The 26,214-nt window shown below is 72.3% G+C and carries 36 protein-coding genes; 20 read left to right on the forward strand and 16 right to left on the reverse strand.

Features of this window, described 5'->3' with window-relative positions; all coding sequences use genetic code 11:
- From KM427_RS11590 to KM427_RS11620, 7 genes are all read left to right on the forward strand, one after another.
- Window positions 1-930, forward strand: coding sequence for a type II secretion system F family protein (locus tag KM427_RS11590; protein WP_215527277.1), 930 nt, complete (start codon window positions 1-3; stop codon window positions 928-930).
- Window positions 927-1,613 (forward strand): sensor histidine kinase, encoded by a 687-nt coding sequence (locus KM427_RS11595; RefSeq protein WP_183590283.1) that lies wholly within the window; start codon window positions 927-929, stop codon window positions 1,611-1,613. The genes KM427_RS11590 and KM427_RS11595 overlap by 4 nt, the downstream gene beginning before the upstream one ends.
- Window positions 1,585-2,229 carry a response regulator gene (locus KM427_RS11600; protein ID WP_215527278.1) on the forward strand — a complete coding sequence of 215 codons (645 nt, stop codon included), beginning with the start codon at window positions 1,585-1,587 and terminating at the stop codon, window positions 2,227-2,229. Before KM427_RS11595 ends, KM427_RS11600 begins: the two co-directional genes overlap by 29 nt.
- 386 nt (window positions 2,230-2,615) lie before the next feature.
- On the forward strand, window positions 2,616-2,837 hold the full coding sequence (locus KM427_RS11605; RefSeq protein ID WP_252275298.1) for a Flp family type IVb pilin: 222 nt from the start codon (window positions 2,616-2,618) through the stop codon (window positions 2,835-2,837).
- Window positions 2,838-2,944: 107 nt separating this feature from the next.
- Complete coding sequence (locus tag KM427_RS11610; RefSeq protein ID WP_215527279.1) at window positions 2,945-3,373, forward strand: TadE/TadG family type IV pilus assembly protein; 429 nt, start codon at window positions 2,945-2,947, stop codon at window positions 3,371-3,373.
- On the forward strand, window positions 3,370-4,779 hold the full coding sequence (locus KM427_RS11615) for a vWA domain-containing protein (RefSeq protein ID WP_215527280.1): 1,410 nt from the start codon (window positions 3,370-3,372) through the stop codon (window positions 4,777-4,779). Before KM427_RS11610 ends, KM427_RS11615 begins: the two co-directional genes overlap by 4 nt.
- Before the next feature lie 85 nt (window positions 4,780-4,864).
- Window positions 4,865-5,548 carry a response regulator gene (locus tag KM427_RS11620; protein ID WP_183590280.1) on the forward strand — a complete coding sequence of 228 codons (684 nt, stop codon included), beginning with the start codon at window positions 4,865-4,867 and terminating at the stop codon, window positions 5,546-5,548.
- Window positions 5,549-5,561: 13 nt separating this feature from the next.
- On the opposite strand, the gene KM427_RS11625 is transcribed toward KM427_RS11620, so the two are convergent.
- Window positions 5,562-6,014 (reverse strand): pyridoxamine 5'-phosphate oxidase family protein, encoded by a 453-nt coding sequence (locus KM427_RS11625; RefSeq protein WP_215527281.1) that lies wholly within the window; start codon window positions 6,012-6,014, stop codon window positions 5,562-5,564.
- A gap of 153 nt (window positions 6,015-6,167) precedes the next feature.
- Here KM427_RS11625 and KM427_RS11630 point away from each other — a divergent pair, with 153 nt between their 5' ends.
- On the forward strand, window positions 6,168-7,592 hold the full coding sequence (locus KM427_RS11630) for an MBL fold metallo-hydrolase RNA specificity domain-containing protein (RefSeq protein WP_215527282.1): 1,425 nt from the start codon (window positions 6,168-6,170) through the stop codon (window positions 7,590-7,592).
- A 13-nt stretch (window positions 7,593-7,605) separates the two neighbouring features.
- On the opposite strand, the gene KM427_RS11635 is transcribed toward KM427_RS11630, so the two are convergent.
- A complete protein-coding gene (locus KM427_RS11635) occupies window positions 7,606-8,202 on the reverse strand; it encodes a CBS domain-containing protein (protein WP_215527283.1) in 597 nt (198 codons plus the stop codon).
- Window position 8,203: 1 nt separating this feature from the next.
- On the reverse strand, window positions 8,204-8,683 hold the full coding sequence (locus KM427_RS11640; protein ID WP_183590276.1) for a pyridoxamine 5'-phosphate oxidase family protein: 480 nt from the start codon (window positions 8,681-8,683) through the stop codon (window positions 8,204-8,206).
- Between the two features lie 229 nt (window positions 8,684-8,912).
- Between KM427_RS11640 and KM427_RS11645 the strand changes: the two genes are divergently transcribed.
- Window positions 8,913-9,848, forward strand: coding sequence for a universal stress protein (locus tag KM427_RS11645; protein ID WP_215527284.1), 936 nt, complete (start codon window positions 8,913-8,915; stop codon window positions 9,846-9,848).
- 50 nt (window positions 9,849-9,898) lie between these two features.
- Here KM427_RS11645 and KM427_RS11650 read toward each other — a convergent pair whose 3' ends face one another.
- A complete protein-coding gene (locus tag KM427_RS11650; protein ID WP_215527285.1) occupies window positions 9,899-10,342 on the reverse strand; it encodes a CBS domain-containing protein in 444 nt (147 codons plus the stop codon).
- Window positions 10,339-10,677: a hypothetical protein gene (locus KM427_RS11655; RefSeq protein WP_215527286.1), complete on the reverse strand. Its 339-nt coding sequence runs from the start codon at window positions 10,675-10,677 to the stop codon at window positions 10,339-10,341. Before KM427_RS11655 ends, KM427_RS11650 begins: the two co-directional genes overlap by 4 nt.
- 177 nt (window positions 10,678-10,854) lie before the next feature.
- On the opposite strand from KM427_RS11655, the gene KM427_RS11660 reads away from it, so the two are divergent.
- From KM427_RS11660 to KM427_RS11670, 3 genes are all read left to right on the forward strand, one after another.
- Window positions 10,855-11,427 (forward strand): hypothetical protein, encoded by a 573-nt coding sequence (locus tag KM427_RS11660; RefSeq protein WP_215527287.1) that lies wholly within the window; start codon window positions 10,855-10,857, stop codon window positions 11,425-11,427.
- A gap of 21 nt (window positions 11,428-11,448) precedes the next feature.
- The gene (locus KM427_RS11665; protein WP_183590271.1) at window positions 11,449-11,631 is read left to right on the forward strand and encodes a hypothetical protein; all 183 of its coding nucleotides are present in this window, start codon (window positions 11,449-11,451) and stop codon (window positions 11,629-11,631) included.
- A 154-nt stretch (window positions 11,632-11,785) separates the two neighbouring features.
- Entirely contained in the window at window positions 11,786-12,367 is a 582-nt protein-coding gene (locus KM427_RS11670; protein WP_215527288.1) for a hypothetical protein, read from the forward strand.
- A 112-nt stretch (window positions 12,368-12,479) separates the two neighbouring features.
- Here KM427_RS11670 and KM427_RS25905 read toward each other — a convergent pair whose 3' ends face one another.
- The gene (locus KM427_RS25905) at window positions 12,480-12,641 is read right to left on the reverse strand and encodes a DUF8730 family Cys-rich protein (protein ID WP_502887156.1); all 162 of its coding nucleotides are present in this window, start codon (window positions 12,639-12,641) and stop codon (window positions 12,480-12,482) included.
- Between the two features lie 109 nt (window positions 12,642-12,750).
- On the opposite strand from KM427_RS25905, the gene KM427_RS11675 reads away from it, so the two are divergent.
- The 3 genes from KM427_RS11675 (at window position 12,751) to KM427_RS11685 (ending at window position 14,169) form a co-directional block, all read left to right on the forward strand.
- A complete protein-coding gene (locus KM427_RS11675; RefSeq protein ID WP_215527289.1) occupies window positions 12,751-13,194 on the forward strand; it encodes a DUF302 domain-containing protein in 444 nt (147 codons plus the stop codon).
- Window positions 13,194-13,457, forward strand: a complete 264-nt coding sequence (locus KM427_RS11680; RefSeq protein WP_183590270.1) for a metal-sensitive transcriptional regulator — start codon at window positions 13,194-13,196, stop codon at window positions 13,455-13,457. The genes KM427_RS11675 and KM427_RS11680 overlap by 1 nt, the downstream gene beginning before the upstream one ends.
- A 136-nt stretch (window positions 13,458-13,593) precedes the next feature.
- Window positions 13,594-14,169, forward strand: a complete 576-nt coding sequence (locus tag KM427_RS11685; RefSeq protein WP_215527290.1) for an HhH-GPD-type base excision DNA repair protein — start codon at window positions 13,594-13,596, stop codon at window positions 14,167-14,169.
- A 37-nt stretch (window positions 14,170-14,206) separates the two neighbouring features.
- Here KM427_RS11685 and KM427_RS11690 read toward each other — a convergent pair whose 3' ends face one another.
- Window positions 14,207-14,413, reverse strand: coding sequence for a hypothetical protein (locus tag KM427_RS11690; RefSeq protein ID WP_183590267.1), 207 nt, complete (start codon window positions 14,411-14,413; stop codon window positions 14,207-14,209).
- 287 nt (window positions 14,414-14,700) lie between these two features.
- Between KM427_RS11690 and KM427_RS11695 the strand changes: the two genes are divergently transcribed.
- The 4 genes from KM427_RS11695 to KM427_RS11710 all read left to right on the forward strand — a co-directional run bounded on the left by KM427_RS11695 (window position 14,701) and on the right by KM427_RS11710 (window position 17,692).
- Window positions 14,701-14,931: a hypothetical protein gene (locus tag KM427_RS11695; RefSeq protein WP_183590265.1), complete on the forward strand. Its 231-nt coding sequence runs from the start codon at window positions 14,701-14,703 to the stop codon at window positions 14,929-14,931.
- Window positions 14,932-15,101: 170 nt separating this feature from the next.
- On the forward strand, window positions 15,102-16,556 hold the full coding sequence (locus KM427_RS11700) for an RNA polymerase sigma factor (RefSeq protein WP_215527291.1): 1,455 nt from the start codon (window positions 15,102-15,104) through the stop codon (window positions 16,554-16,556).
- On the forward strand, window positions 16,556-17,119 hold the full coding sequence (locus KM427_RS11705; protein ID WP_183590261.1) for a hypothetical protein: 564 nt from the start codon (window positions 16,556-16,558) through the stop codon (window positions 17,117-17,119). The genes KM427_RS11700 and KM427_RS11705 overlap by 1 nt, the downstream gene beginning before the upstream one ends.
- A gap of 123 nt (window positions 17,120-17,242) precedes the next feature.
- Window positions 17,243-17,692, forward strand: a complete 450-nt coding sequence (locus tag KM427_RS11710; protein WP_215527292.1) for a hypothetical protein — start codon at window positions 17,243-17,245, stop codon at window positions 17,690-17,692.
- A gap of 68 nt (window positions 17,693-17,760) precedes the next feature.
- Here KM427_RS11710 and KM427_RS11715 read toward each other — a convergent pair whose 3' ends face one another.
- From KM427_RS11715 to KM427_RS11725, 3 genes are all read right to left on the reverse strand, one after another.
- Window positions 17,761-18,594, reverse strand: coding sequence for an EamA family transporter (locus tag KM427_RS11715; protein WP_183590257.1), 834 nt, complete (start codon window positions 18,592-18,594; stop codon window positions 17,761-17,763).
- Window positions 18,591-19,067, reverse strand: coding sequence for a DUF456 domain-containing protein (locus KM427_RS11720; protein ID WP_183590255.1), 477 nt, complete (start codon window positions 19,065-19,067; stop codon window positions 18,591-18,593). The genes KM427_RS11715 and KM427_RS11720 overlap by 4 nt, the downstream gene beginning before the upstream one ends.
- 85 nt (window positions 19,068-19,152) lie before the next feature.
- Window positions 19,153-19,386, reverse strand: a complete 234-nt coding sequence (locus KM427_RS11725; RefSeq protein WP_183590253.1) for a DUF7455 domain-containing protein — start codon at window positions 19,384-19,386, stop codon at window positions 19,153-19,155.
- 441 nt (window positions 19,387-19,827) lie between these two features.
- Here KM427_RS11725 and KM427_RS11730 point away from each other — a divergent pair, with 441 nt between their 5' ends.
- Entirely contained in the window at window positions 19,828-21,927 is a 2,100-nt protein-coding gene (locus KM427_RS11730; RefSeq protein WP_215527293.1) for a DNA gyrase/topoisomerase IV subunit B, read from the forward strand.
- Window positions 21,928-21,958: 31 nt separating this feature from the next.
- On the opposite strand, the gene KM427_RS11735 is transcribed toward KM427_RS11730, so the two are convergent.
- The 6 genes from KM427_RS11735 to KM427_RS11760 all read right to left on the reverse strand — a co-directional run bounded on the left by KM427_RS11735 (window position 21,959) and on the right by KM427_RS11760 (window position 26,210).
- A complete protein-coding gene (locus tag KM427_RS11735) occupies window positions 21,959-22,432 on the reverse strand; it encodes an SRPBCC family protein (RefSeq protein WP_183594836.1) in 474 nt (157 codons plus the stop codon).
- Window positions 22,429-22,749 (reverse strand): ArsR/SmtB family transcription factor, encoded by a 321-nt coding sequence (locus KM427_RS11740; protein WP_183594837.1) that lies wholly within the window; start codon window positions 22,747-22,749, stop codon window positions 22,429-22,431. The genes KM427_RS11735 and KM427_RS11740 overlap by 4 nt, the downstream gene beginning before the upstream one ends.
- 113 nt (window positions 22,750-22,862) lie before the next feature.
- Window positions 22,863-23,108 (reverse strand): hypothetical protein, encoded by a 246-nt coding sequence (locus KM427_RS11745; protein ID WP_183594838.1) that lies wholly within the window; start codon window positions 23,106-23,108, stop codon window positions 22,863-22,865.
- A gap of 98 nt (window positions 23,109-23,206) precedes the next feature.
- Window positions 23,207-23,698, reverse strand: coding sequence for a beta-class carbonic anhydrase (locus KM427_RS11750; RefSeq protein ID WP_252275300.1), 492 nt, complete (start codon window positions 23,696-23,698; stop codon window positions 23,207-23,209).
- A 22-nt stretch (window positions 23,699-23,720) separates the two neighbouring features.
- A complete protein-coding gene (locus tag KM427_RS11755; protein ID WP_215527294.1) occupies window positions 23,721-25,484 on the reverse strand; it encodes an MFS transporter in 1,764 nt (587 codons plus the stop codon).
- Window positions 25,485-25,502: 18 nt separating this feature from the next.
- Entirely contained in the window at window positions 25,503-26,210 is a 708-nt protein-coding gene (locus KM427_RS11760; protein ID WP_215527295.1) for an LppX_LprAFG lipoprotein, read from the reverse strand.
- Window positions 26,211-26,214: the final 4 nt, after the last annotated feature.

Consider the following 26,214-nt stretch of genomic DNA (forward strand, 5'->3'; position numbering starts at 1 on the left):
ATGTCCTCCTTCGTGATGGTCGGCGGTGGCCTGCTGCTGCTCACCGGGTCGGTGCTCGCCTTCGTGGCGCTGGGCGGACTGGCGTCCGACCGGCGCGGCGTGGCGTCCTCCCTCGCCGCGATCCAGGTGCTGGGGGCCGCGCCCGAGCCCGTCGCGATGGACCCGGACCCGTCGTTCGTGCGCCGCGTGCTCGCGCCGTACGCCGTCCGGTTCGCCGGCCTGGCCCGGCGGCTGACGCGGTCGGGGGCCGAGGCGCGGATCCAGCGCCGGCTCGACATCGCGGGCAACCCGACCGGGTGGGACGTCGACCGGATGCTGGGCGTCAAGGTGGTCGCGATGGGCGTCCTCGGCGGCGCCGCGCTGCTCTACGGCCTGGCCGTCGGTGTCGCGCCGGCACCGGCCCTCGCGGTGGCGGTGGTCCTTGCACTGACCGGTTTCCTGGTCCCGGACCTGCTGCTCTACAACGCCGGGCAGAAGCGCGAGGCGCTGATGCGGCGGGCGCTGCCGGACGCGCTCGACCTGATGACGATCTCGGTCGAGGCCGGACTCGGCTTCGACGCGGCGGTGCTGAAGGTCGCGCGGAACACCACCGGCCCGCTCGCCCAGGAGTTCTCCCGGCTGCTGCAGGAGATGCAGCTCGGCATGGGCCGGATGGCCGCGATGCGCGCGATGGGGGACCGCAGCACGATCAAGGAGCTGCGCTCCTTCTGCCAGGCGATGGTGCAGGCCGACCAGCTCGGCGTGCCGATCGGCCGGGTGCTGCGCATCCAGAGCAAGGAGATGCGGGTGCGCCGCCGTCAGACCGCGGAGGAGAAGGCGCAGAAGGTCCCGGTCAAGATCATGGTCCCGCTCGTCCTCTGCATCCTGCCGAGCCTCTTCCTGGTCGTGCTCGGCCCGGCGGCGCTGAAGATGATGGAGGCCTTCGGATGAGCCGCCCGGCCGCGGCGGGCTCCGCCCGAGATGAGCGGCGCCGGCTCGCCCGCGAGCTGCACGACGGCGTGATCCAGCAGCTCGTCGCGCTCGCCTACCGGGTCGACGAGGTGGCGCTCGTGGTCGGGTCGGGCCCGGGCCGCGAGGCGCTCTTCGCGCTCCGCGACGACGTCACTGGGATCGCCTGCGAGGTGCGCCGCGCCGTCGAGGGCCTGCGCTCCGAGCCGCGGCCGGTCGACGGCCTGTCGGGCGCGCTCTCGGCGTACGTCGGCGAGCTCGGACGCCGCGGCGACCTGCGGGTGCACCTGCACCTCGACGAGCGCGGCGAGCGACTCCCGGAGTCCGTCGAGCACGAGGTGCTGATGGTGGCCCGGGAGGCGATCACCAACGTCCGCCGGCACGCGCGGGCGGTCAACCTGTGGGTGCGCCTGGTCTCGGACGGGCACCGGCTGGTCCTGGCGATCGAGGACGACGGCGTCGGGACCGTCGCCCCGAGCCCGGGCCACTTCGGACTGCAGGGCATGCGGGAGCGCGCCGACCAGGTCGGCGCGGCTCTCGTGATCGGCGTCCGCCCGGACGGCGGCACCGTCGTGACCCTCGCCCTGGGGGTCCCGGCTCGGCTCAGGAGAGATCTCAGGACAGAAGGAGAGGGCGATGACACTCAGCGTCTTGCTCGTCGATGACCACGACCTGGTCCGCCAGGGGCTGGTCCGCGCTTTCGAGCGTGCGGGTGGCTTCGAGGTGGTCGGCCAGGCCGCCACGGTCGCCCAGGCGCTCTCCATGTGGAGCGCCCTGCGCCCCGATGCCGTCGTGACGGACCTCCAGCTGCCCGACGGCAGCGGGCTGGACGTCGTGGAGGCGGTCCGCCGGGACAGCGACCGCACCGGCGTCCTCGTGCTGACCATGCACGCCGGCGACCCGCAGATCTTCGCCGCGCTCGAGGCGGGTGCCTCCGGCTTCCTCGGCAAGGAGCTGCGGAGCGAGGAGGTCATCGGGGCCGTCCGGCACGCCGTGCGCACGCCGCGCAGCTTCCTGTGCACCGGGCTCGCGGGTGCGCTGATGCGCCGGTCCGGCTCGGCCACCACCCGCCTGTCCGAGCGCGAGCTGGCCGTGCTGCGGCTGCTCGCGGAGGGTCTGCGCACGGCCGACATCGCCCGCCAGCTGTACCTGAGCGAGTCCACGGTCAAGGTGCACCTGGCTCACATCTACCGCAAGCTCGGCGTCGCCAGCCGTACCGAGGCGCTCGCGGCCGGGCTGCGCCTCGGCCTGCTGATGGCACCGGTGCCGGTGGCCGGCTGAGCCGCCCGCATCGTCAGCGGCGGAGCCGCAGGCCCCTCGGGGCCTGCGGCTCCGCCGCGTTCGTGGGGTGACGGCGTGCGGCGGTGGGCTCTCCACGGTCTGTCGTCCGGGAAGGGTGGATGATCCACCGCCGGCCTGGCGGGTGCGGCGTGCGGCGGTGGCCCATCCACCGTCTGTCGCCTGAAAACGGTGGACCGCCCACCGCCGTTCCGGGTCGACCCGTGGGTCGAGCGGCCGTCCGGAGATGGCCCGAACGGGCCATGCGGTCGAGCCGAACGGCGTACGCCGGCGGCTCCCGGCCGGCCCAGCATTGATGTCACGAAGGGCCCCATCGGGGGGTTCGGAAGGGACCGGTCACCGGTCGCCTCACTGAAAGGGAAAGTCCGATGATCGAGAAGCTCCAGCTGATGACCCTGATGTTCCTCACCGACCTCAAGACCGGTCGCGACAAGCGCGACGACGAGCGCGGCGCCACCGCCGTCGAGTACGGCATGCTCGTCGCCCTGATCGCGGCGGTCATCGTGGCCACCGTCGTCCTGCTCGGCAACCAGATCCACCAGGCCTTCCTCACGATCACAGGGCAGCTGCCGACGCCTCCGGCCAGCTGATCCGACGCACCCCACCAGCCGACCGGCCGGTGCCGCCCATGGGGGGAGGCGGCACCGGCCGCCGGCGTCTCCAGCCCACCGTGACCGACGACCCGAGGGAGGCCGACATGAGTCCTCGACGGACCACCACCCGCGACCAGCGGGGGGCGGCCGCGGTCGAGTTCGCGCTCGTCCTGCTGCCGTTCTTCCTGCTGGTCTTCGGCGCGGTCGACTTCGGGTGGGCGATCAACCGGGACGTGCTGATCAACAACGCGGCCCGGGAGGGCGCCCGGGAGGGCAGCCTCAACCCGAACGCCGCGGCGGTCAGCGGAGTGGTCCGGTCGAGCCTCCCGGCCGGCGACGCCGCCGCCGCGACCGTCACGGTCGCCTGTCGCAAGCCGTCGGGCGTCGTCTGCAGCAGCCTCGCCGCGGCCGTTCCGGGCGACACGGTGATCGTGACGGTGAGCCTGCCGCATGGCTGGATCACCCCGGTCGGGGAGATGGTCGACCCGGGCGGCACCACCCTCACGAAGCGGGCGGAGATGAGGATCGAATGACCGGGTCCGACCTGCCCCGCGACGAGCGCGGCGCCATCGCCGTCATCTCGGCCGTCGTGGCGGTCGTGCTGTTCGGGTTCGCGGCCCTGGCCGTCGACCTCGCCGATCTCGTCAACGAGCGGCAGGAGCTCCACGACACCCTCGACATGGCCGCGCAGGCCGGGGCAGGGAAGCTGCCGGCCGACGGTGCCGGCGCCAGGGCTGCGGCCCTGGCCAACGCCCACGCCAACGACCCCGACGCGTCACCCGACGTCGACTTCTTCTGCGTCGTGGGCTCCAAGGCCTCGGGCTCGACGTACGTCGTGGACACCACGCACATCCCGCTCAGCTGCAACCCGGGCTCGGCGCCGTACACCGCCTCGGCCTACCCCGGACTCGCCTGCAACGGCCGGATCTGCGCGATCCCGTGCGTGCCCGAGCAGGGCGACCTGTGCAACACGCTGCGGGTCCGCGACGAGAAGGACGTGCCCTACGTCTTCGCGCCGGTCATCGGCGTCGACGAGGGGGAGACCGGGTCGCTCACGTCCGTCGCCTGCCAGGGCGCGTGCGGCTCGATCCCGGCGAACCCGATCGACATGGTGGTCGTCGGCGACCGGACGGGCAGCATGGGCAGCGCCATCCGGAACCTCGAGGATGCGATCAAGGGCCTCCTGGAGTACCTCACGCCGAGTCAGCACCGGGTCGCCCTGGGGACCATCGGGCGCAGCTCGGGCGATGCACCGCTGTCGTGCAAGAGCCGGCCCAGCACCTCGAAGAGCTCCGGGCCGTGGATCCCGGTCGGCTTCAGCAGCACCTACGACGACACGGACGTCCACCCACCCACCACCCCGCCCGTGCTGAGCGCCAGTGACCCGCTGGCCCTGGCAGTGGACTGCATCGGCAACACGTCATCGTCGACCGGCACCTATCTCGCGGCGCCGATGCGCGCCGCACGGGAGCTGCTCGCCAGCTCCGCCGCCCGACCGGCGCCGGTGCGGAAGGCGATCATCTTCATGACCGACGGCGAGCCCAACGAGGACACCAACCCCGGGGACGGCTACCCCTACAGCAGCAACGGCACGACGGCCTGCAACAACCTCGTCAACGAGGCCGCCTCGGCCAAGAACGCAGGGATCCTCGTGGTGACGATCGCCTTCCGGCTCGACGGCACTCGGTGCAACGGCGGCGGATCCGCGCTCGTCACCGAGCGACTGGCCACCGCGGCGTCGAACCGCCCGGACGGCACGCCCAGCAAGGACGACGGCGGGGGAGCGGGACCCGGCTGCGACACGACCGCGGAGCAGAACGGCGAGAACGCCGACGGCGACTTCTTCTTCTGCACCCCGACGCCCGAGGCGCTGGCGCCGCTCTTCCAGACCGCCGCGTCGGCGATCGTGCAGGGCACCCGGCTGATCCGGCTGCCGTGAGCAGCCGCGCCCAGGGACGAAGGTCCCGTCGCGGGGGTGCGATCGCCCGCGGCGGTCCCGGGTATCCGGCGCGTACCGTCGAGACATGTGGAAGCAGGACGAGCATCCGGAGCAGCCACGGGGTGACCCGATCACGGTCTACCTCCTCGACGACCACGAGCTGGTCCGCCGCGGCATCCGCGACCTCCTCGAGAGCGAGGGGGACATCGAGGTGGTCGGCGAGTCCGGTCTCGCGCAGGAGGCGGCCAGCCGGATCCCGGCGCTGCGGCCGGATGTCGCGATCCTCGACGGGCGGCTGCCCGACGGCTCGGGGGTCGAGGTGTGCCGGCAGATCCGGTCGGTCGATCCGACGATCGCGGCGCTCATCCTCACGTCGTACGACGAGGACGAGGCGCTCTTCGCGGCCATCATGGCCGGCGCCTCGGGCTATGTGCTCAAGCAGATCAAGGGCGCGGACTTCGTCGAGACGGTGCGCCGGGTGGCCGCGGGCCAGTCCATGCTCGACCCGGCGGTGACCGCCCAGGTGCTGGCGCGGCTGCGCAACGGTCCGCCGGAGGACCCGGTGACCAAGCACCTGACCCCGAAGGAGCACCAGATCCTCGACCTGGTCGGCGAGGGCCTGACGAACCGGCAGATCGCCGAGCGGCTCTCGCTGGCGGAGAAGACCGTCAAGAACTACGTCTCGACGATGCTGGGCAAGCTCGGCGTGGAGAGCCGGACGCAGGCGGCGATCATCGCGACCCGGCAGCACGGGCACGAGCACCACTGAGCGAGGCGGGAGACTACTGGCCAGCCGTCAGTCGACGGCCGCTCAGCTCGTCGACGGTGACGCGCACCGCGGCGGAGCGCTCACCCGGCGGCCACGGCTCGGGGGAGCCGGGAGTGGGCGGGCCGAAGCTGACCTCGGCTCGCCCGCGGGCGAGCACCGACCAGCCCTCCCGCCGGTCGGCGTCGAGATGGTCGACCTGGACGGCGACGCGCTCGGCGTCGATCTTGGCCACCATCGCGGAGAGCCCCGACGCCCGGATCAGCACCGCGTGACCCACCAGCCGGATGTTGACCGGCAGCACGACCGGTCCGCGGCTGGTGCACCAGGCGATCCGCCCGACCTCCGCGCGCGAGAGCAGCGCCAGGCACTCGTCGTCGGTGAGCGGCGTGAGCCCGGCTCGGCTCGCCTGCTCCCGGCCTACCTCGGCCCGGTGTTCGTGCCGGTGTTCGTGCCCGTGTTCGTCCACGACTCACTCCCTCGACTCGGATCTCGACCCCAGCCTGGCACCTGTCCGGTCACCGAGCCCGGCGGTACCTGTGGCCCCGCTCCCAGTGACGAAGGGCCCTGACCGGTGCCCGCGCGGTACCCGAGCCTGGAGACGGAGTCGAAGGAGCGTCCCATGAACCCCACCGAGCACCGTGAGCACACCCGTGAGCACACCCGGCGCAGCCCGGCCCTGACCTTCCTCGGTGCCGCGGGCACCGTGACCGGCAGCCGGTTCCTGGTCGAGTCCGACGACGGCAGCCTGCTGGTCGACGCCGGGCTCTACCAGGGGCTGTCCGCCCTGCGGCGACGGAACTGGGAGCCGAGCGACGTGCCCGTCGGCGAGCTCGCAGCGGTCGTCCTCACCCATGCCCACCTCGACCACTGCGGCTACCTGCCCCGCCTGGTGCGCGAGGGATTCCGGGAGCGCATCGTGTGCACGCCCGAGACCGCCCAGCTGGTGGAGATCGTGCTCCGCGACAGCGCCCACCTGCAGGAGGAGGACGCCAGGTTCGCCAACGAACGAGGGTTCTCGCGGCACCGGCCGGCCCTCCCGCTGTACGACGTCGACGACGTCGAGCGCACGCTGCGGCTCCTGGACGCGGTCGAGTACGACGAGGAGGTCGTGCTCGGCCGGTCCACCCGTCTGACGCTGCGTCCCGCGGGGCACATCCTCGGCTCGGCCACGGTCCACCTCGAGGTCGACGGGGCCGCTCTCGCCTTCAGCGGTGACCTGGGACGTCCGCACCATCCGCTGCTCCGGCCGCCCGCGCCGCCGCCCGCGGTGTCGGCGATCGTCATCGAGTCGACGTACGGCGACCGCGTCCACGCCGCGGACGAGCCGGACGTCCTGGCCGGCGCCGTCCGCCGGACGGTCGGCCGCGGCGGCTCCGTGCTGATCCCCGCGTTCGCGGTCGACCGCACCGAGCTCGTGCTGCTCGAGCTGTACCGGCTGATGAGCGCGGGCGCGATCCCGCGGGTGCCGGTCTTCCTCGACAGCCCGATGGCGCTGGCGGCCCTGGAGGTCTACCGGGCCGCGGTCGCCACCGGGTCGCCGCAGCTGCGTCCCGAGGCCACCGAGCTGCTCGCCGCCCTCGACCTCCTGCGCGTCCGGGGAGTCCCCGATGCGGCCGGGTCGATGCGGCTCAACCGGCCCGGCTCGCCGTGCATCGTCGTCTCCGCCTCGGGCATGGCGACCGGCGGGCGCGTGATCCACCACCTGGCGCACCAGCTGCCCGACCACCGCAACTGCGTGGTGCTCACCGGCTACCAGGCGGTCGGCACGCGTGGCCGCCAGCTGCTGGACGGTGCGCATCAGGTCAAGATCCACGGGCGGTACGTGCCGGTGCGGGCCGAGATCGTCGACGATCCCACGTTCTCCGTCCACGCCGACGCCGACGAGCTCGTCGGCTGGATCGCGTCCGCGAGCGCGCCGCCGGAGGTGGTGTACGTCGTGCACGGCGAGGTCGACGCGTCCCGCCGCCTGGCGGCCCGCATCGACCGGCAGCTCGGCATCACCGCCGTCGTCCCGGCCCTCGGCGAGCGGGTGCGAGTGGGCTGACCGGCGCCCGGCCTCACCCGAGGTTGATCCGTACGTCGACGACGCCGGCCGCGGTGTTCGCTAGCGCCCGGGCCAGTGCGGCCTCGGCGGCGTCCGCGGGCCCGGTGATCGAGACCACGCCGTCGTCGACGTCGACGAGCCAGTCGTCGTGGCCGAGCGACGACAGCAGCGCGGTGACGTCCGACGCGATGGCCTCGTCACCGCGGGCAAGCGCGCGCACGACGTCGCTGCGGCTGAGGATCCCCAGGAGTCGGTGCCGACGGTCGACCACCGGCAGGCTCTTGGCCCCGGTCGCGGTCATCAGCTCGACCGCCGTCGCGACGTCGTCGTCGGGCGCCACGGTCACGGTCGCGCGGGTGTAGACGTCCTCGACCGTGACCGGCGGATAGAGCGGCTCGACGGTGATCGGTCGCTCCAGCGCCCGGGGATCCCGGGCAACGAGGTCCTGGATCAGATCGGCCTCGCTCACGATGCCGCGGAGCCGGCCGCCGGCGTCGACGACCGGCATCGCGGTGATCGCGTGGTCGCAGAGCCGCCGCAGGGCCTCCTTGATGCTCGTCTGCACCGTCACGGTCACGGGCTCGCGTGCCATGGCCTCCTGGACCAACATGTCAGCTCTCCTCCTCGGTCGGGGCCTCGCTCCGGGTCTCGGGCTCGGTCCGGTCGTCGCGATCGGGTGCGGGGCGACCCCACAGGCGCCGGCCGGTGACCTCGATCGGCGTCACCCGGATGAAGAGGCTGCGCGGACCCGGCGCCCAGACCTCCATGCCGATCACGCTGTCGGGCACCTCCTGCGGGGGCACCCGTTCGGCGGTGCCGACGACCACGACGCTCCACGCCGACCGGCTCCGCCGGTCGAGGTGATCGACCTCGACCGCGACGCGTCCGCCGGCGCACTGGCGCGCCAGCGCGGTGTAGAGCTGGGTCCGGAACCACAGCGCGCCGTCCGCGACGGCGTAGTTGACGGGGACGATGGCGACACCGTCCGGGCTCGACCAGGCGATGCGTGCGATCTCCTCGTCCTCGAGCAGGCCCCAGCAGTCGTACCCGGTGAGCACGACCGGCGGGGGCGTCGGCATCGTGGTGTTCATCTCGACCTCCTCACACCGGAGCGCTCGGTCCCTCTCGGTCCCGCTCGGTCGATCTCCGTTGCCTCCACGGTGCGGCGGGACGGCGCTCGGCGCCACGGCCCAGGGTCCCGGCCCGGGGTGACCTTGGTCAGCCCGGTGGCGGACGAGCGGCCCTGACGGCGGCGGCCTCCGGGACCGACGCTGGCGAGAGGGGTGGAGTCGCCGCCTCACCGACGTCGAGGAGGTCGCCATGAGCGTCCAGACGGGCATCCAGGAGCAGCAGCGACACGTGGTCGTCGGCGTCGACGGCAGCGCCGACAACCTCGGCGCGCTGCGGTACGCCGCAGCCGAGGCGGCGTCGCTCGGCGCGACGCTGCGGCTGGTGCACGTCGTGCCCGACCAGACGCCGATCTCGCCCCTGCTGCCGGAGGCTCCGGTGGACCTGACGCGGGTGGGCGAGGCGGTCCTGGCCAAGGCGGCCGCCCGAGTGGCCGCGCTGGCCCCGGACGTGCCGACCGAGCGCTGCCTGCGCCACGGCACCCGGCCCGCGCAGCTGACAGCGGCCGGCGACGGTGCCGTGGCCATCGTCGTCGGCCGCGACGACCGGCCGCTGCTGGAGCGCCTGCTGCGCGGCGACACCGCCACCGGCGTCGCCGCCCGGGCGACGGTGCCCGTGATCGAGGTGCCGGCGGGCTGGCAGCCGGACGAGCGGGGCCGGATCGCGGTCGGCGTCAAGGCGGTCGGACACACCGCCGAGCTGCTCGCCGACGCGTTCGCGCTGGCCCAGCGCCGGCAGGCCGAGCTGCTGATCGTCCATGCGTGGAAGCTGCCGAGCGAGTACGACGACATCATCGAGTCGCGGGTCGACCTCGACGAGTGGCGGCGAGAGGGCACGGCCGAGCTGGAGGCGCTGGTCCGGGACTGGCGGACCGCCTACCCGGACGTGCGTGTGGAGCTCCGGGTCGTGCACGACCACGCCGGGCACGCCCTGGTCGAGGCCGCCCGCGAGGCCGACCTCGTGATGATCGCCCGGCGCCAGCACGGCGTGCCGGCCGCCGTCCACCTCGGTGCCACCGCCCGAGCCGTGCTGCGCACCGCGCCGTGCCCGGTGCGGGTCGTCGCGCCCGCCGACGTACCGCCGATTCCGTCGCTCGTGGTGGAGCGCCGCGGCGAGCTGGCCCGCTGACGCGGTCGGCCCCGCCCGCCCTACTCCCGCGCCCACTACTCCCGCGCCCACTACTCCCGCGCCGTGTCGGCGACCGAGCGCACGATGTCGGCCCAGGTGAGCAGGCCCACCAGCAGACCTTCGACGTCGACCACGCCGATCGCGTCGACGCCGGCGTCGAGCATCTCCGACGCCGCGTCGGCCAGCGGCTGGTCGGGCCGGGTCCGGGGGCCGTCGCGCTCCACGATCGCGGACACCGCCACCCGCCGGACCGTGGTCGGCGTGAACATCACCTGGGCCACGGAGTGCACGGAGACGACGCCGACGTAGCGCCCGGTCGCGTCCACGACCACGACGTGCTGGTGCCCGGCGCCGAGCGCCGACCGCATCGCGGTCACGATGCTGCAGTCCGAGCGGACGGCGAGCACCCGGCGGCTCATCACGTCCGCGACCCGGTGCGGGCGTGGCGGGTCCGGCCGATCCGGCCGATCGTCGCGGGGCGCGTCCGCGGTCATGGGTGCGGCACCCCCGCGACGGGGCAGCGGGGGTGCCCGATCACGGGCTCGACCACGGGCGCGACCACGGGGCCGGGCAGGACGTCGGACGCCGGGCGCCCGTGGTGCGCGCGGTCGAGGAGCAACTGCGCGGGAGCGCGCGTGTGACCGGCGCCCCCGGAGACCGTGACGACGCCCACGCGGGTGTCGCGACCCTGCGGGTCGCGCCAGAGCTCCTCGGCCGCCGCCACGGCATGCACCATCGGCAGCGGCCGGTGCTCGCGCACCGCCTGGTCCGCGGCCCAGTCCGGGGTCCGTCGCCAGCTGTCCCGGCTGTCCCGGCTGTCCCGGCGCACGACGACCACCCCGGGGCCGGGGTGCCTCGATCGGGGTGGACCGCCGCAGTGTCGTCGTCCCTCATTCACGCGGCCAGCGTGAGCAGTGCGGCGGCGCCGGCGGCACGGCCGGAAGGCCTGCGCTCGATGTGACCATGGGCCCTGCCGGCGCCCGCGGTCGGTGAGCACGGTGGTCGCATGAGTAGCTATCGGGCGCTCTGGAGCACGACGACGGTGCTGGTGTCGGCCCTGACGTTCGTCCTCGCCGGGGCGCAGCTCGGCTGGTGGGCGATGGTCGGGTCGGCCGCCATGCTCGCCGCTCTCGGCGCAGTGCTGGGTCCGTGCTGGGTCGAGGACCGGAGCAGGTGGCGGCTGGCGGGGGAGTGCGCCCTCTGGTTCGGCGTCGCCGGCGTGCTGCTCGTCGGCCTGCCGACGGCGCTCGGGGACGTCGCGCTGCTCGTCGTCCTGGCGCTCGGCGGCGCGAGCCCGCCGTTGGTGCAGTGCGGGGTCGACCTCTGGGTGGAGCACCGCCAGGCGCGCCCCCGGGACACCCGGTGGCTGGGCGACCGCGACCTGGAGCGGCGGTGGCGGCGTACGTCGGAGGAGCTGCACGACCCGCGGACGACTCCGGCACTGGCGCTCCGGCTCGTCCGTGAGCGGGAGCAGCTCCTCGACGAGATGGAACGGCGCGACCCGGGGAAGCTCGAGGTCCGGCTGGTCCGTGCCGGGTGGCGCGGCGCCGGTTCCGACACCGAGTTCGGCGTGGAGTGATGGCACGGAGGGAGTTCGGTGATGGCAGGAAACGGATCGGGTGCGGCCGCGGGCGGGGGAGCCCTCTACGCGCTGGGGATCCTTGGCGCCTGGGTCTGGTTCTGGCAGCAGGCGGACGGGTTCTGGTGGCACGTTCTGGCCGTGCTCGAGGGCTTCGTGTGGCCGGCGTTCATGGTCTACGACGCCTTCGCGGCGCTGCACTGAGAGCGACCCGAGGACAAGGGCCCGGCCACTGGGCCTCCTGGGCGGACCTTGGTCCCGCCCGATCGGGGAGTCCAGCCCTGTCCCGGACCAACGGTCATGGCGTCGACTGGAACCAGGACGAAACCCACGTGCGACAACCGGGAGGAGAGATCCCATGAGCACCATCCATGGCACGCACGCCACCACCACGACCCCGCAGCTGGCTGACGCCCGGGGTCTCACCGTCGCCGCCGCGCGCGCCCTCGCCGTACTCCGGATCGCGTTCGGCCTCACCTTCCTCTGGGCGTTCTTCGACAAGCTGCTGGCGCTCGGCTACCACACCGGCTACGACGCCCAGGGCAACCTCGACCGGTTCGGCGACGCGGCCTGGATCAACGGCGGCAGCCCGACCGAGGGCTTCCTGAAGTACGGCGCCAAGGGGCCGTTCGAGGGCTTCTACCACTCCATCGCGGGCGCTTGGTGGGCCGACTGGCTCTTCATGGTCGGCCTGCTCGGCATCGGCCTGGCGGTGACCTTCGGCGTCGGGATGCGGATCGCGGGCACTGCCGGCGCGCTGCTCTACCTGATGATGTGGTCGGTCTACCTGCTGCCCGACAACAACCCGGTGCTCGACGAGCACGTCCTCGGTGCGATCAGCATGGTGGTGCTGGTGCTCGCCTACGCCGGTGACACCTGGGGAGCCGGACGGGCCTGGGCCCGGACCACGCTGGTCCGGCGCTGGCCGGCCCTGCGCTGACCCCCGAGCCGACGGCGCGTCGGCCTCCGAGCGCACCGACGCGCCGTCGTTCGCCAGGCTCCGCTCCGCCGCACCGGCGGAGCGGAGCCGTCCACTGTCCCGAGGTGCCCGCTCAGCGGCGCGAGAACCACGCCGCGATGCCCCGGCGCGGCGCGTCCGGGTGGCCCGGGCACCACTGGTCCGCGGGCACGGCGGCCCGGACCTCGGCGACGTGGCGGCCGCAACCGCGCCAGGTCGTCCGTCCGCAGGTGCGGCATCGGGTCGGTTGGCACATGGCGTCTCCTGTTCGTGATCGAGCCCGGGCCGGGCTTTGAGATATCCCCCCGTGGGGTTATCCCCCCGGGGGGATATGATGACACAGGAACACCACCCGGGAGGAACCCATGAGCACCCTCGAGCAGGCCCCCGACCGCTACACGATGCGGATCCGGACCTCGTTGCCGTACGACGATGCCGTCGCCCGCGTGCGTAACGCGCTCGCCGAGCAGGGGTTCGGCGTGCTGACCGAGGTCGACGTCCGGGCCACGATGAAGGCGAAGCTGGACGTCGACGTGCCCGCCCAGGTGATCCTGGGGGCGTGCCGTCCCGAGCTGGCGCACCGCGCCCTCACCGCGGCGCCCTCGATCGCCGCCCTACTGCCGTGCAACGTCGTCGTCCGCGACGCGGGGGACGGCACGACGGTCGTCGAGGCGATCGACCCGGACGCGATGGCCCGTCTGGAGTCCGGACCGGTCGTCGCGTCGGTGGCCGCCGAGGCCCGCACCCGGCTGCGCGACGCCCTCGACAGGCTCGACGTCCTCGACGTCCCCGATGTCCGGGAGGCGTGATGCAGCTCGATCCCGGTGAGCTCCAGGCCATCGTCAACCGCGCCAAGCGGGCGCACGGCCACCTCGGCAAGGTGATCGCGATGCTGGAGGAGGGCGCCGAGTGTGAGGACGTGCTGACCCAGCTGTCGGCGGTCCTCAAGGCGCTCGAGCGCGCCGGCTTCCAGATCGTCGCCACCGGCCTCCAGCAGTGCATCGCCGCCGGCGACGGCCCCGGATCCGTCGACGTCAAGAAGATGGAGAAGCTCTTCCTCAGCCTGGCCTGACCCTGACCACACCTCTCCCGAACGACACCCACGAAGCACCCGGGCCCCGCCCGGCCGCGGGACGTCATACGGACAGTGTGTCCCCTTGCTCGCAACGTATGACGTCCCGGCGGCCGACCTCGGGCAAGATGGGGACATGGCCACGATCCACATCACCGGTGACGACCACGCCGACCAGGTCCTGACCGACGACCCGTTCGCGCTGGTGGTCGGCATGATGCTCGACCAGCAGTACCCCATGGAGCACGCCTTCCGCGGTCCCGCGAAGGTGCTCGACCGGTTCGGCAGCCTCGAGCCGGCCCGGATCGCCGCAGCCGACCCGGAGGAGTTCGCGGCGCTGTGCTCGACCCCGCCGGCGATCCACCGGTTCCCGGGCTCGATGGCCGCCCGCCTCCAGGCGCTCGCCGCGCTGGTCGAGGAGAGGTACGACGGGCACGCCGAGCGGATCTGGACCGAGGCGGCCGACGGCAAGGACCTGCTCAAGCGGGTCATGGAGATGCCGGGCTTCGGCAAGCAGAAGGCGCAGATCTTCGTCGCCCTGCTGGCCAAGCAGCTCGACGTCCGCCCGGCCGGTTGGGAGGTCGCTGTCGGCGCGTACGCCGAGGAGGGCTACCGCTCGGTGGCCGACGTGGTCGACACCGACTCGCTGCAGAAGGTGCGCGACTACAAGAAGCAGAAGAAGGCGGCCGCCAAGGCCGCGACGGCGCGCTGACGTCGCGCTGACGGTGCGCTGACGTCGCGGCCGGCGCTCAGGCGTCGAGCTCGCTCTGGCGCTTCAGCAGTTCGGCCGCGTTGCGCAGCGACACGATGTCGCCGACGAGCCGGTGCATCTCCGCCCGGCACTCGTGGATGACGGGGTTGCCCGTCCGGTCCACGGAGCGGAGGTGGTCCTGCAGCGCCGACGCGTGCTGGAGCGCGGTCGCCGCCGACTGATCTACGAGTTGCACAACGTCCATCTGTCATCCCCCACATCACGATCCTGGCGCTCACCCGCCAGCCGTCCGGGCCGCCTGCCCTGTCAGACGGGCCCAGGGCTCCATCAGAGCGGACCCGCCGCGGGCATGTACCGGATTGGCCGCGACGACAGGCCGATTTACCTCATGTCGGGGACGCCCGCTCGGCCGTGCGCGCGTGAACGTTTATGGTCGTTCGTTGTCGGATTCGCGGGTCTCGCGGACGGGCCGCCGTACCGCCGGTGTGGCCCCGCTCGGGGACGCCGGCGGAGCCATGGAAGGTGCGAGAGTTGCCCGCAGTCCACGTCCTCACCGTCTCCTCGGGCCTACCCCTCTCGTTGCTGGATGCGCTCCTGACGCGCACCGAGGCCGTGCTGCACCAGTACGGCGCGGCTCGGGTCTGGATCGACCCCGCCGGACCGGGGACGACCGTGCTGGCCGAGTTCCCGCTCCCGACGGGCCGATCGGCTCCGAACGCCGGCCCGGAAGCCGCGGTCATGGAGCCCAGCTCCACCTGCTGAACGGCCGGTCCGCGCTGGGTGCTCGGGCGCCCTCGTCCGCGGCGCGGCCCACCGGCAGGTGGGGGATTGCCCGAATCGCTGGGAGCGCGTGGCAGAATGGGCGGCGCGGCTCTTGACGACACCGGGATGGGCCGCGCCCTTGATCTGGTTGGACCGTCGTTTCACGAGAGGTGTTCGTGTCCTCGAACGCGCGCAAGTTGCTCCCTGCCGAGGTGCTGTCGCACCCTGCCGTCGTGGCCCTGATCGAGCGGGCCGGGCCGACCCGCACCCTCACGCCGGAGGAGGTCCGGCAGGCCAGTGAGGACGCCGCTGTCGAGCCGCGTCACCTCAAGGCCCTGCTCGGCCACCTGAGCTCGCTGGGCATCTCCGTGCACCTGCCGGTCGCCACGACCCGGGCGGTGGCCGCCACGTCGACGCGCAAGACGACGACGGCCAAGGCCGCCCCGCCGGCGAAGAAGCCCGCTCCGGCCAAGAAGGCCGCAGCCCCGGCGAAGAAGGCCGCCGCCGCGAAGAAGCCCGACGAGGGCGAGGCCAAGACCGAGGAGGTCGTGGTCGGCCCCGACGGCAAGAAGGTCCTCCCCGACATCTCCGACGAGCAGTTCGAGAAGGACGTCGCGACCGACCCCTCCATCCAGGAGGACGAGAAGGAGGCGTCGTTCGTCGTCTCCGCGGCCGACGACACCGACGAGCCCGAGCAGCAGGTCATGGTCGCCGGCGCGACCGCCGACCCGGTGAAGGACTACCTCAAGCAGATCGGCAAGGTGCCGCTGCTGAACGCCGAGATGGAGGTCGAGCTCGCCAAGCGGATCGAGGCCGGCCTGTTCGCGGAGGAGAAGCTCGCCAAGGGCGGCAAGATCGCGCCGAAGACGCTCGAGGAGCTCGAGTGGATCGCCGAGGACGGCCGCCGCGCGAAGAACCACCTGCTCGAGGCCAACCTCCGACTCGTCGTCTCGCTGGCCAAGCGCTACACCGGCCGCGGCATGCTCTTCCTCGACCTGATCCAGGAGGGCAACCTCGGCCTGATCCGTGCGGTCGAGAAGTTCGACTACACCAAGGGCTACAAGTTCTCGACGTACGCCACCTGGTGGATCCGGCAGGCGATCACCCGCGCCATGGCCGACCAGGCCCGCACCATCCGGATCCCGGTGCACATGGTCGAGGTCATCAACAAGCTGGCCCGGGTGCAGCGCCAGATGCTCCAGGACCTGGGCCGCGAGCCCACGCCGGAGGAGCTCGCCAAGGAGCTCGACATGACCCCCGAGAAGGTCATCGAGGTCCAGAAGTACGGCCGCGAGCCGATCTCGCTGCACACCCCGCTCGGTGAGGACGGCGACTCCGAGTTCGGTGACCTGATCGAGGACTCCGAGGCGATCGTCCCGGCCGACGCGGTCAGCTTCACCTTGCTCCAGGAGCAGCTGCACGCCGTCCTTGACACGCTCTCCGAGCGCGAGGCGGGCGTGGTGAGCATGCGCTTCGGCCTCACCGACGGCCAGCCGAAGACCCTCGACGAGATCGGCAAGGTCTACGGTGTGACGCGGGAGCGGATCCGCCAGATCGAGTCCAAGACGATGTCGAAGCTGCGGCACCCGTCGCGTTCCCAGGTGCTGCGCGACTACCTGGACTGATGCGACCCGCCCGGCCGCTCCGGAGGTCCGCCGTCGCGGCGGGCCTGCTGGCCGCGGCCGTGGTTCCCGGGCTGCCCGCGGCGCCGGCGGGCGCCGCGGAGGCGACGTACGACGACCCCGCCGACGCCACCGCGTCGCTGACCGACATCCGCACCGTCGCCATCAAGCACACCCCGGCGAAGTTGCGGGTGGTCGTCGGCTTCACCGACCTGCGCCGCCGCTCCGAGGGCGGGGCCGCCGGCCTGACGATCTTCATCGACACCCGCAAGGACCGTCGCGGCGCCGACTTCGGTCTCACCACGGGCCTCCAGGACGGCACCGACTACCAGCTGCTGCGGATCCGGCGCGGCCACCCGGTCGGCGCGCCGCTGACCTGCCCGCACCGGGTGCGGCTCGGGTTCGCGGGCGACCGGCTGGCGTTCGACGCCGTGCGTAGTTGCCTCGGCGAGCCCGGCCGGGTGCGGATAGGCGTGAAGATGCGCGACGACTTCGACCCCTCTCACCCGGTCCTGGACTGGCTGGGCGAGCCGAGGTCCTGGACCCGCTGGGTCCGCAGCTCCTGAGCGGCCGCACGCGAGCTGGGTCAGACGTCCGGGCAGATGCCCGGACAGGGGCGCGGCTGATGGGTACGCTCGACCCGAGCCGGCGCGCGCAGCCCGGCGGAACCGGGGGGCACTCTCGTGGGCGTGGTCAACAAGCTGGCGGCGGCGATCGCGGCGCTCGGTCTCGTGGGGGCCGTGGCCGCCCCGGCCCAGGCCGCGGGCGGCCACCGGGTGCGGGCCACCGGCGAGGAGGACGCCAACCTTCGGGTCACCTTCAAGGTCGTCGTCAAGAAGGGCGAGGCCGTGAAGGTGAAGAACGTCAAGATCTCCGGCCTGGACTACCTTTGCGAGGACTGGCAGACCGCCGGGGAGGTCAGCATCAAGCTGAAGCGAACGTTCAAGGTCGACTCGGTCGGCACCGTGGCGAAGAGCAGCGTCCAGAACGGACACGACTACTTCCTCAAGATCTACTTCGACAACGACAAGGGCAGCAAGGGCCGCGGCTACTGGACCAGCGAGTTCATGAGCGGGCCACTCGGGTGCTTCACCAGCTGGGAGGACAAGCCGGTGAGCAGCTACTTCGAATTCGGGTGATCCGCGCCTCGGCCTCGGCCGAGCATGCCCGTCTCCGGCGCGGCGCCCACGAGGACGGCGAGTAGCGGCTACCCGGCGGCCACCAGCACCACCGCCCCGGCGCACAGCACCAGCCCGACCGCCTGGGTGCGGTGCACGTGCTCACGCAGCACGGTCGCCGCCAGCAGCACCGTGAACGCGGGATAGAGCGAGGCGATGACCGCGGCCACCGTGAGGTAGCCCTGCTGGGTGGCGACCTGGAAGAGGCCGGTCGCGAGCGCGCCGAGTGCGCCGCTGATCAGGCCGCCGAGCGCATACCGGTTGCGGGGCACCCAGTCCTGCCGGAGGAGCAGCGCGACCACGATGATGAGGACCCCGCCGACGAACTGGTTGACCGCCAGCGGCAGCCAGCCGGCCTGCTCCGGCACCTGCGCGAGCGCGGCGAAGAGCGCCCCGAAGCCGAGCCCGGCCAGCACCCCGTCGACGAGCCCCGACCCGGGGCCGATCGGTGGGCCGTCGGCCGGCTCGCGCGAGACCAGCCAGATCGCCGGCAGCGCGGCGACGACCCCGAGCCAGACCAGGGACCCCGGCCGCTCGCCGGTGGCGAGGCCGACCGCCACCGGCACCAGCACCGCACCGACACCCGAGACCGGCGCCACCACTCCCATCCGGCCAGACGACAGCCCTCGGTAGAGGAACGCCGTGCCGAAGCCGTTGCCCACTCCGGCCAGCGCCGCCCAGAGCAGGTCCGCGGTGGTGGGCGAGCCGCCGTCGAGGAGGGCGACGGCGAGCACCAGCACGGTCCCACCGAGCTGGGCGAGCAGGGAGACCGCCCAGGGGCCGCCGCGCCTGGAGAAGAGGCCGCCGTTGAAGTCGCCGAGTCCGTAGGTGCCCGCCGCGAGCAGCGAGAGGAGGACCGTCACGTCGCGATCACCCCGCCGAGCCAGACCACGGTCGCGCCGAGCGCGGCCAGGAGCTCAATGACGATGCTGAGACCGACCGCCTTGAGCGAGTGCACGGTCGACGGCCAGGCCTCGCGGGTGCCGACCCGCGCGAGCTCGGCCAGGTAGACGCCGAGCACGAAGCCGAGGAAGAGCCCGATCACGGGCACGACGAAGAAGCCGACGACGCCGAGCAGCACCCCGACCCACTGGGTGCTGGCCGGGATCCCCGCGACCTGGAGCCGGCGACCGGGTACGACGTACTTGACCACGGCGCCGGCGGCCACCAGCAGGGTCGACGCGGCGAACACGGTCCAGGCCGTGGCACCGCCCTCGGCCCAGGCCCAGACCAGCACGCCGGCGACGACCAGCACCGATCCGGGCAGGATCGGGACCAGGATGCCGACCAGGCCGACCGCCACCAGCACGGCGGCGAGCAGGGTGGTGGCGGTCACGAGTGGCAATCTGCCACAGCCGGAGATGCACCGCGGCCCCGGACACGAGGTCCGGGGCCGCGGTGGAAGTCGGGCGTCTGGCTGATCAGCGCTCGCCGTCGGGGGCGCTGCCGGGCGTGGTGGACAGCTTGTGGGTCTCGTCGATCACGTTGACGGCGATCTCCTTGAGCTTGTCCCCGTGCTCGCGGGCGTGGTGCGCGCAGAAGAGCAGCTCACCGCCCGACTGGAGCTCCACGCGAAGGTAGGCCTGGGCTCCGCAACGGTCGCAACGGTCCGCGGCGCTCAGCGCGGCGGCGTTGGGGGCAAGTGCAGTGGTCACATCGGCCTCATTTCTCGTACTGCCTCGGTGTCTGCCACAACGTAGCGACCGGCTCCAAGATTCCCGTCCTGGTCCGACCGCCACGTGGCGGGTAACACGGTCAATCCAATCATGTTCTGTCTTCCCTCATCGGCAGCTTTTCATGCCTTGAGAGGCTGTCGGTGGGGGAATGTCACTCACGGGTCCAACCCTGCTGTCGAGTGTGACGCGCGGGGCCGACGTTCCGTTGCGGAACCGGCCGTCCGAGAGCCGATCGTGTCCACATCGTGACGTGATCCCACATGCCGCGGTCGGGTGCTGCTGGTGTGCGGTCGCTGCCTGGTGCTGCTCGGGGAAGTGCTGCCCACGCTAGACCCGGGGTCGGCAGGCGTGCCTGCACCGGGGCCCGGCGTGTCGCGGGTAGATTCGGGGTGTCCAGTCCGTGCCACCCGTACCCACCCAGTGCCACCCCGTAGGAGCCCCACGATCGCCGACAACACCTACAACGCAGCACACCTCCTCGTCCTCGAGGGGCTGGAGGCGGTTCGCAAGCGTCCGGGCATGTACATCGGGTCCACCGACACCCGTGGGCTGATGCACTGCCTGTGGGAGATCATCGACAACGGGGTCGACGAGGCGCTGGCCGGCGCCGCGCACCGGGTCGAGGTCACCCTGCACCCCGACGGCTCGGCCGAGGTCCACGACGACGGCCGCGGCATCCCGACCGACAAGGAGCCCAAGACCGGGCTTCCGGGCGTCGAGGTGGTGGCGACCAAGCTGCACGCGGGCGGCAAGTTCGGGGGCGGCTCGTACGTCGCGACCGGCGGCCTGCACGGCGTCGGACTCTCCGTCGTCAACGCGCTGTCGGCGCGCATGGACATCGATGTGCAGCGGTCCCCGGCCGAGCAGGGGCTCTCCTTCCGCCACGGTGCACCCGGGGTCTTCTCGGGTGAGGGGCCTGAGGCGTCGTTCGAGCCGAAGTCGGGTCTGACCCGCAAGGGCGCGCGGGTCGCCAAGGGCAGGAGCGGCACCCGGATCCGGTTCTGGCCGGACCGGCGGATCTTCACCAAGGACGCCTCGTTCGTCTACGACGAGCTGATCGGCCGGGCCCGGCAGACGTCGTTCATCGTCCCGGGCCTCGAGCTGGTGATCCGCGACCTGCGTGGCACCGGACCGGACGGGGGCCCGCGGGAGGAGAAGTTCCGCCACGACGGGGGCATCGCGGAGTTCGCCGACTTCCTCGCGCCCGACGAGCCGGTGACCGACATCGTCCGGCTCCAGGGGTCCGACACCTTCACCGAGACCGTGCCGCTGCTCGACGACAAGGGGCACATGACCCCGCAGGACGTCGAGCGCGAGCTGCACGTCGACGTCGCGGTGCGGTGGGGGACCGGCTACGAGACCGTGCTGCGGTCGTTCGTGAACGTCATCGCCACGCCCAAGGGCGGCACCCACGTGAGCGGCTTCGAGAGCGCGGTCACCAAGACCTTCAACGACGCGATGAAGGCCGCCAAGGTGCTCAAGGTCAACGACGACGACGTCATCAAGGACGACGTGCTCGAGGGCATCACGGCCGTGGTCACCGTGCGGCTGGCCGAGCCCCAGTTCGAGGGCCAGACCAAGGAGATCCTCGGCACGCCGGCGGCGCGCACCGTCGTACGCCGGGTCGTGTCGGCGGAGCTGAAGAAGTTCCTGACGTCGACCAAGCGGGCCGAGAAGGCCCAGGCCAAGCTGGTGATGGAGAAGGTCGCGGGGGCGGCCAAGACCCGGCTCGCGGCGCGACAGCACAAGGAGACCCAGCGCCGCAAGAACGCGCTGGAGTCCTCGGCGCTGCCCTCCAAGCTCGCCGACTGCCGCGCGGCCGACAACGACCGCACCGAGCTGTTCATCGTCGAGGGCGACTCGGCGCTCGGCACCGCCAAGCTCGCGCGCAACTCGGAGTTCCAGGCGCTGCTGCCGATCCGGGGCAAGATCCTGAACGTCCAGAAGGCCTCGGTCGGCGACATGCTCAAGAACGCCGAGTGCGCCTCGATCATCCAGGTCGTCGGCGCCGGCTCGGGACGCACGTTCGAGCTCGAGGCGCGCCGCTACGGCCGGATCATCTTCATGGCCGACGCCGACTCCGACGGCGCGCACATCCGCTGCCTGCTGGCGACGCTGTTCTTCAAGTACATGCCCGACCTGATCGCCGCCGGACGCATCTACTCCGCCGTACCCCCGCTGCACCGGATCGAGCTCGCCAACCCCAAGAAGGGGATGGACAAGTACGTCTACACCTACTCCGACGACGAGCTGCAGCGCACCCTCGCCGACCTGAAGAAGAAGAACGTGCGCTGGAAGGACCCGGTGCAGCGCTACAAGGGTCTCGGCGAGATGGACGCCGACCAGCTGGCCGAGACGACGATGGACCCGCGGCACCGCACGCTGCGACGGCTGACCGTCGACGACGCGGAGAGCGCGGCCGGGATCTTCGAGCTGCTGATGGGCTCCGAGGTCGCGCCCCGCAAGGAGTTCATCGTGCAGGGAGCCTACGAAGTCGACATGGAGACACTGGACGCGTAGTCGGCGCCTCCACGTCGACGCGGGTGCGCGGTCAGGCCGCCTCGACCAGCTCGGCGTAGCGCGCCAGGTAGACCGGCCAGCCCTGCTCGTCCGCGACCCCGTCGCGCACGGACTCCCAGCCGGGGCCGTGCCGGTCGAGGTGCCGGTGCTCGAGCTCGACGCGGGTCCGGTCCGGGCCGTCGGCCACGAACCGGATCTCGACCTCGCTGGCGTGGTCGGGGTCCTGCTCCAGCTGCCAGGTCGGGCCGATGTCCCAGGTGAACACGATCCGGCTCGGCGGGTCGTAGTCGAGGATCCGCGCCCACGCGCACTCGCTGCCGTCCTCGGCGCGGTCGACGATCCGTCCGCCCGCATGCGGCTCGAGGACGGTCTCCACGATCGGCGCGCCGAGCAGGTTGTGCTCTCGTGGCTTGATCGCGTCGAACCGCTCGGTGAACACCGCGAACGCCCGCTCCGGGGTGCCGCTCACGACCGCCTCACGGCGTACCACGTTCTCGTTCGTCATCCTTCTTCCTCCTGGTCCGAGTCCATGTGCTGCTCGAAGTTCGCCAGCGTCCTGCGCCAGAACGTGTCGAGCTGGTCGCGGAGCGCGGCCACGCCGTGCTCGTTGAGCCGGTATCTGCGCCGGGTGCCCTCGGCGCGGGCGCTGACCAGGCCGATCTCCCGGAGCACCTTGAGGTGCTGCGAGACCGCCGGCTGGCTCACCGGCAGCGCCTCGGTCAGCTCGCCCACCGTGCGCTCGCCCTCGGAGAGCTCCAGGACGATCGCCCGGCGGGTCCGGTCGGCCAGAGCGGCCCAGGCCGCGTCACCTTCATAAGTCATAACAAATAGAAGGTACGACTTATGAAAGTGCCACGTCAACCGTCGACACGGGGCCGCTTCTCGACGCGGCCACGGGTCGGTACGCCGAGCCCTCCGCGCGGTCGCCCCCCGGGTCAGGCGCCGGCTCGGCGCTTCTCCTCCTGGTCGCGCAGCACGAGGGTCGAGGCGAAGATGTAGAGCGGCTCACGGTCGCCCCAGGCGGGGACGACACCGACGAAGTCATAGCTCTGGTTGGTGGTGAGCTCGATCATCGTGGCCTCGATGTAGTGGTGCTCCGGCGGGCGGGAGGGCTGGCCCCGGTAGTGGGTGCGCCCGGCCGAGACCATGTCGGAGTGCGTCACCAGGTTGTAGTCCGCCATCGATGCCGAGCTCCTGCCGTTGGTCGTCCGCGTCGGTTGCGGGAGTCCCATCGGCCGGGTCCGTCAGCGTCTGACCCGTTTCCGGCAGTCGGGCCGGGTCAGTACTTCTGGTCCAGCAGCCCGGTGTCGACGTCGTAGAGGAAGCCGCCGACCTCGATGGAGTCGGGGACGAGGGGGTGGGAGTGCACCTTCTGGACGTCCTCGCCGAGGGCGGCGACCTGGTCGGTGATGACGGAGAAGGGCTGCCAGGAGGCGTCGATGCCGGCGGAGGCGGCGACCTGGGCGCGCAGCTCGGCCTCGGTGTTGCTGGCGACGGCGCAGCGGGTGTGGGGGACGATCAGCACCCGCTCGACCTTCAGCAGGTGTACCGCGAGGACCAGCGCCTCCAGCGCCTGGGGGGTGATCCGGCCGCCGGGGTTGCGGAAGATCTTGGCGTCGCCGGGCTTGAGACCGAGCATCCCGAGCGGGTCGATGCGCGAGTCCATGCAGGTCACGATCGCGACACCGGCATGGGCGACGCCGTCGAAGCCGGCGAGGTCGAAGTGGGCGGCGAACTCCCGGTTCGCCTCGAGCAGATCGTTGAAGCTCACAACCTCGGACAGTAGCGAAGGTTCAGCCGGCCGACCGAAGCAGGTCACCGGTCGAGATCGCCCGGGTCGGGGCGTTGCGGAAGAGCACCAGCGCGAGCACGCCCGCGATCACCGCACAGATCGCCGCCCCGGTGAACACGGTCTGCTCCTGCGCGATCCCGGCGAGCTTGAGCAGCCGGGTGAAGTCCGAGCAGCGGCTGGCGCCGTCGCAGACCTCGCGGACGGGCGGTACGTCGGCCTGCTCGGCGTAGTAGCGGCGCAGCCCGATCGTGGTGAGCGCCGAGATGCCGACCAGCATGCCGACCATCCGCGCGACCACCACGAACGCGCTCGCGAGGCCGTGCACGTCGTCGTCGGTGCTGGCCAGCACGGCCGCGTTGACCGGCGCGAGCGCGAGGCCGAAGCCGAGGCCGCCGATCACCAGCGGCAGCGTCGCAACCGGACTCTCCAGCGACTCCAGGTCCCACGTCGCCATCCACAGGAAGCCGACCACGGCCAGGGCCATCCCGGCGGCCGTCACGACGCCCGCGGGCAGGCGGTGGGTCAGGTAGCCGCCGACCACCGCACCCACCGGCAGCGCGACCAGGAAGCGCACCAGCACCAGCGCCGCCATCAGCTGCGAGCCCGGGTAGACGGTGGTGCGCGCGAAGAGCGGGATGTCGATGAGTGCCGCGATCAGGGCCGCGCCGATGAAGAGGCTCACCAGCATCGCGCCCCACGCCGGGGTACGCCGCAGCGCGCCGGCCGGCACCAGCGGCCGCTCGACCCGGCGCACGTGCACGACGAAGCCGACCGTGGCGAATGCCGAGGCGAGCAGGTACCAGACGCCCTGGTCGGAGAAGACCTGCACCTTCGGGTCGGCGGTCGCGAACGCCAGGACGATGCCGGCCAGTGCCAGCGCGAGCAGCAGCGCGCCGAGCACGTCGGCCTCGCGGACGGTGCGGACCCAGCCGGGCAGGTCGAGCAGTGGGCGCCGCGCGGTGCAGCAGCGCACGACGAGCAGCACCAGCGCCGCGATGGTGGCCAGGCCGAGCGGGGTCAGCCACCGGCTGTCGCCGGCGTAGGGGATGAACAGCCGGCCCCAGGTGAGGTCGCGCATCAGCTGGCTGGGCTGGACGAAGACGAGTGCGCCGGCGACCAGGGTGATCAGCGCGAGGGCGAGCCCGATCCAGTCGAAGCGCCCGGTGGTTGAGGAAGGCGCGCTGGCGCCTGTCTCGAAACCACCCAACCGCTTGATGACGACCGCGAGGACGAGCCCGACGGCGAGGTTGATCAGGAAGATCGCGCGCCAGTCCGCCACGGCGAGCACCAGCGCGCCGAAGAGCGGGCCGAGGACGCTGCCGATCTCCTGCACGGCCGAGACCAGCCCGAGAGGCACGCCGCGCCGCTCCACGGGGTAGAGGTCGGCGACCAGGGCGAGGGTGGCGGGCACCAGCCCGCCGCCGCCGACGCCCTGCAGGAAGCGGCCGGCCACCATCGTGGGCAGGTCGTAGGCGAGCGCGGTGAGCAGCGACCCGAGCGCGAAGACGAGCAGCGCCGCGACCAGCACCGGCACCCGGCCGCGCAGGTCGGCGATGTGGCCGATCAGCGGCAGCATCGCGACGTACCCGAGCAGGAAGCCGGAGACGATCGGGGCCGCCCGCTGGAGCTGCTCGACGGGGATGCCCGTGCCGGCCATCATGTCGGGCAGCGCCAGCACGACGACATAGGTGTCCGCGGCCGCGAAGGCCACGGCGACGGCGGCCAGGCCGAGCAGCCAGCGGGACGCCCCGGTGATGGCTGTCATGGCAGGGTCACGGCGCCGTCACGGCGCGGTGATGTCCTTCTCGGTGCCGTAGCCGTCGAAGGTCACCGTGTAGGTCATCGGGTCGGAGTCCTCGTAGAAGACACCGGTCAGGTCGGCGCTGCGCAGCTCGCCGTCGTCGGTGATCGTGTACGTCGCGTCGAAGTCACCCGTGGCGGTCGGGATGATGTTCTCGACGACGTCGCCGGACACGGTGCCCGTGTACTCGGTGAGGATCTCCTTGTTGTCCTCGCCGCCGCGGACGCTCTCGCCGGCCTCGAGGTCGGTGGTGGCGTCGAGCAGCGACGAGAAGCCGGCGTCGGGGCTCATCAGCCGGGCGGGGTCGGGCGCGCCGTACTCCGCCGGGTCGATGTCCTGCCATCCGGTCGTGAGCGGCAGCTGGACGTAGACCTTCTCGTCGACCGCGACGACCGGCACCTCGAAGGCCTGGCCGGACAGCACGACGGTGATCTTGCCCTCGAACGCCGGCGCATGGGTGCCGACGCCGGCGGCCTTCTCGACTCCGGTGACGCCCTCGGGGAGGTCGTTGGTGCTGAGCGTCAGCTCGACGCCGCTGGTGTCGTCGAGCGTCTGCTTGGCCGCGGCGAGCGCCTCCTCGGGAGTCTGGTCACCGCCGCCCCCGTTGTCGTCGCTCCCGCCGCACGCGGCGACCGAGAGCGCGAGGACGCCGGCCACCAGGGCCGCGGACAGTCGTCGATGAATCAGCACGCGG

Origin of the sequence: Nocardioides sp. LMS-CY (assembly GCF_018732145.1) — a bacterium.
Taxonomy (GTDB): Bacteria; Actinomycetota; Actinomycetes; order Propionibacteriales; family Nocardioidaceae; genus Nocardioides; species Nocardioides soli.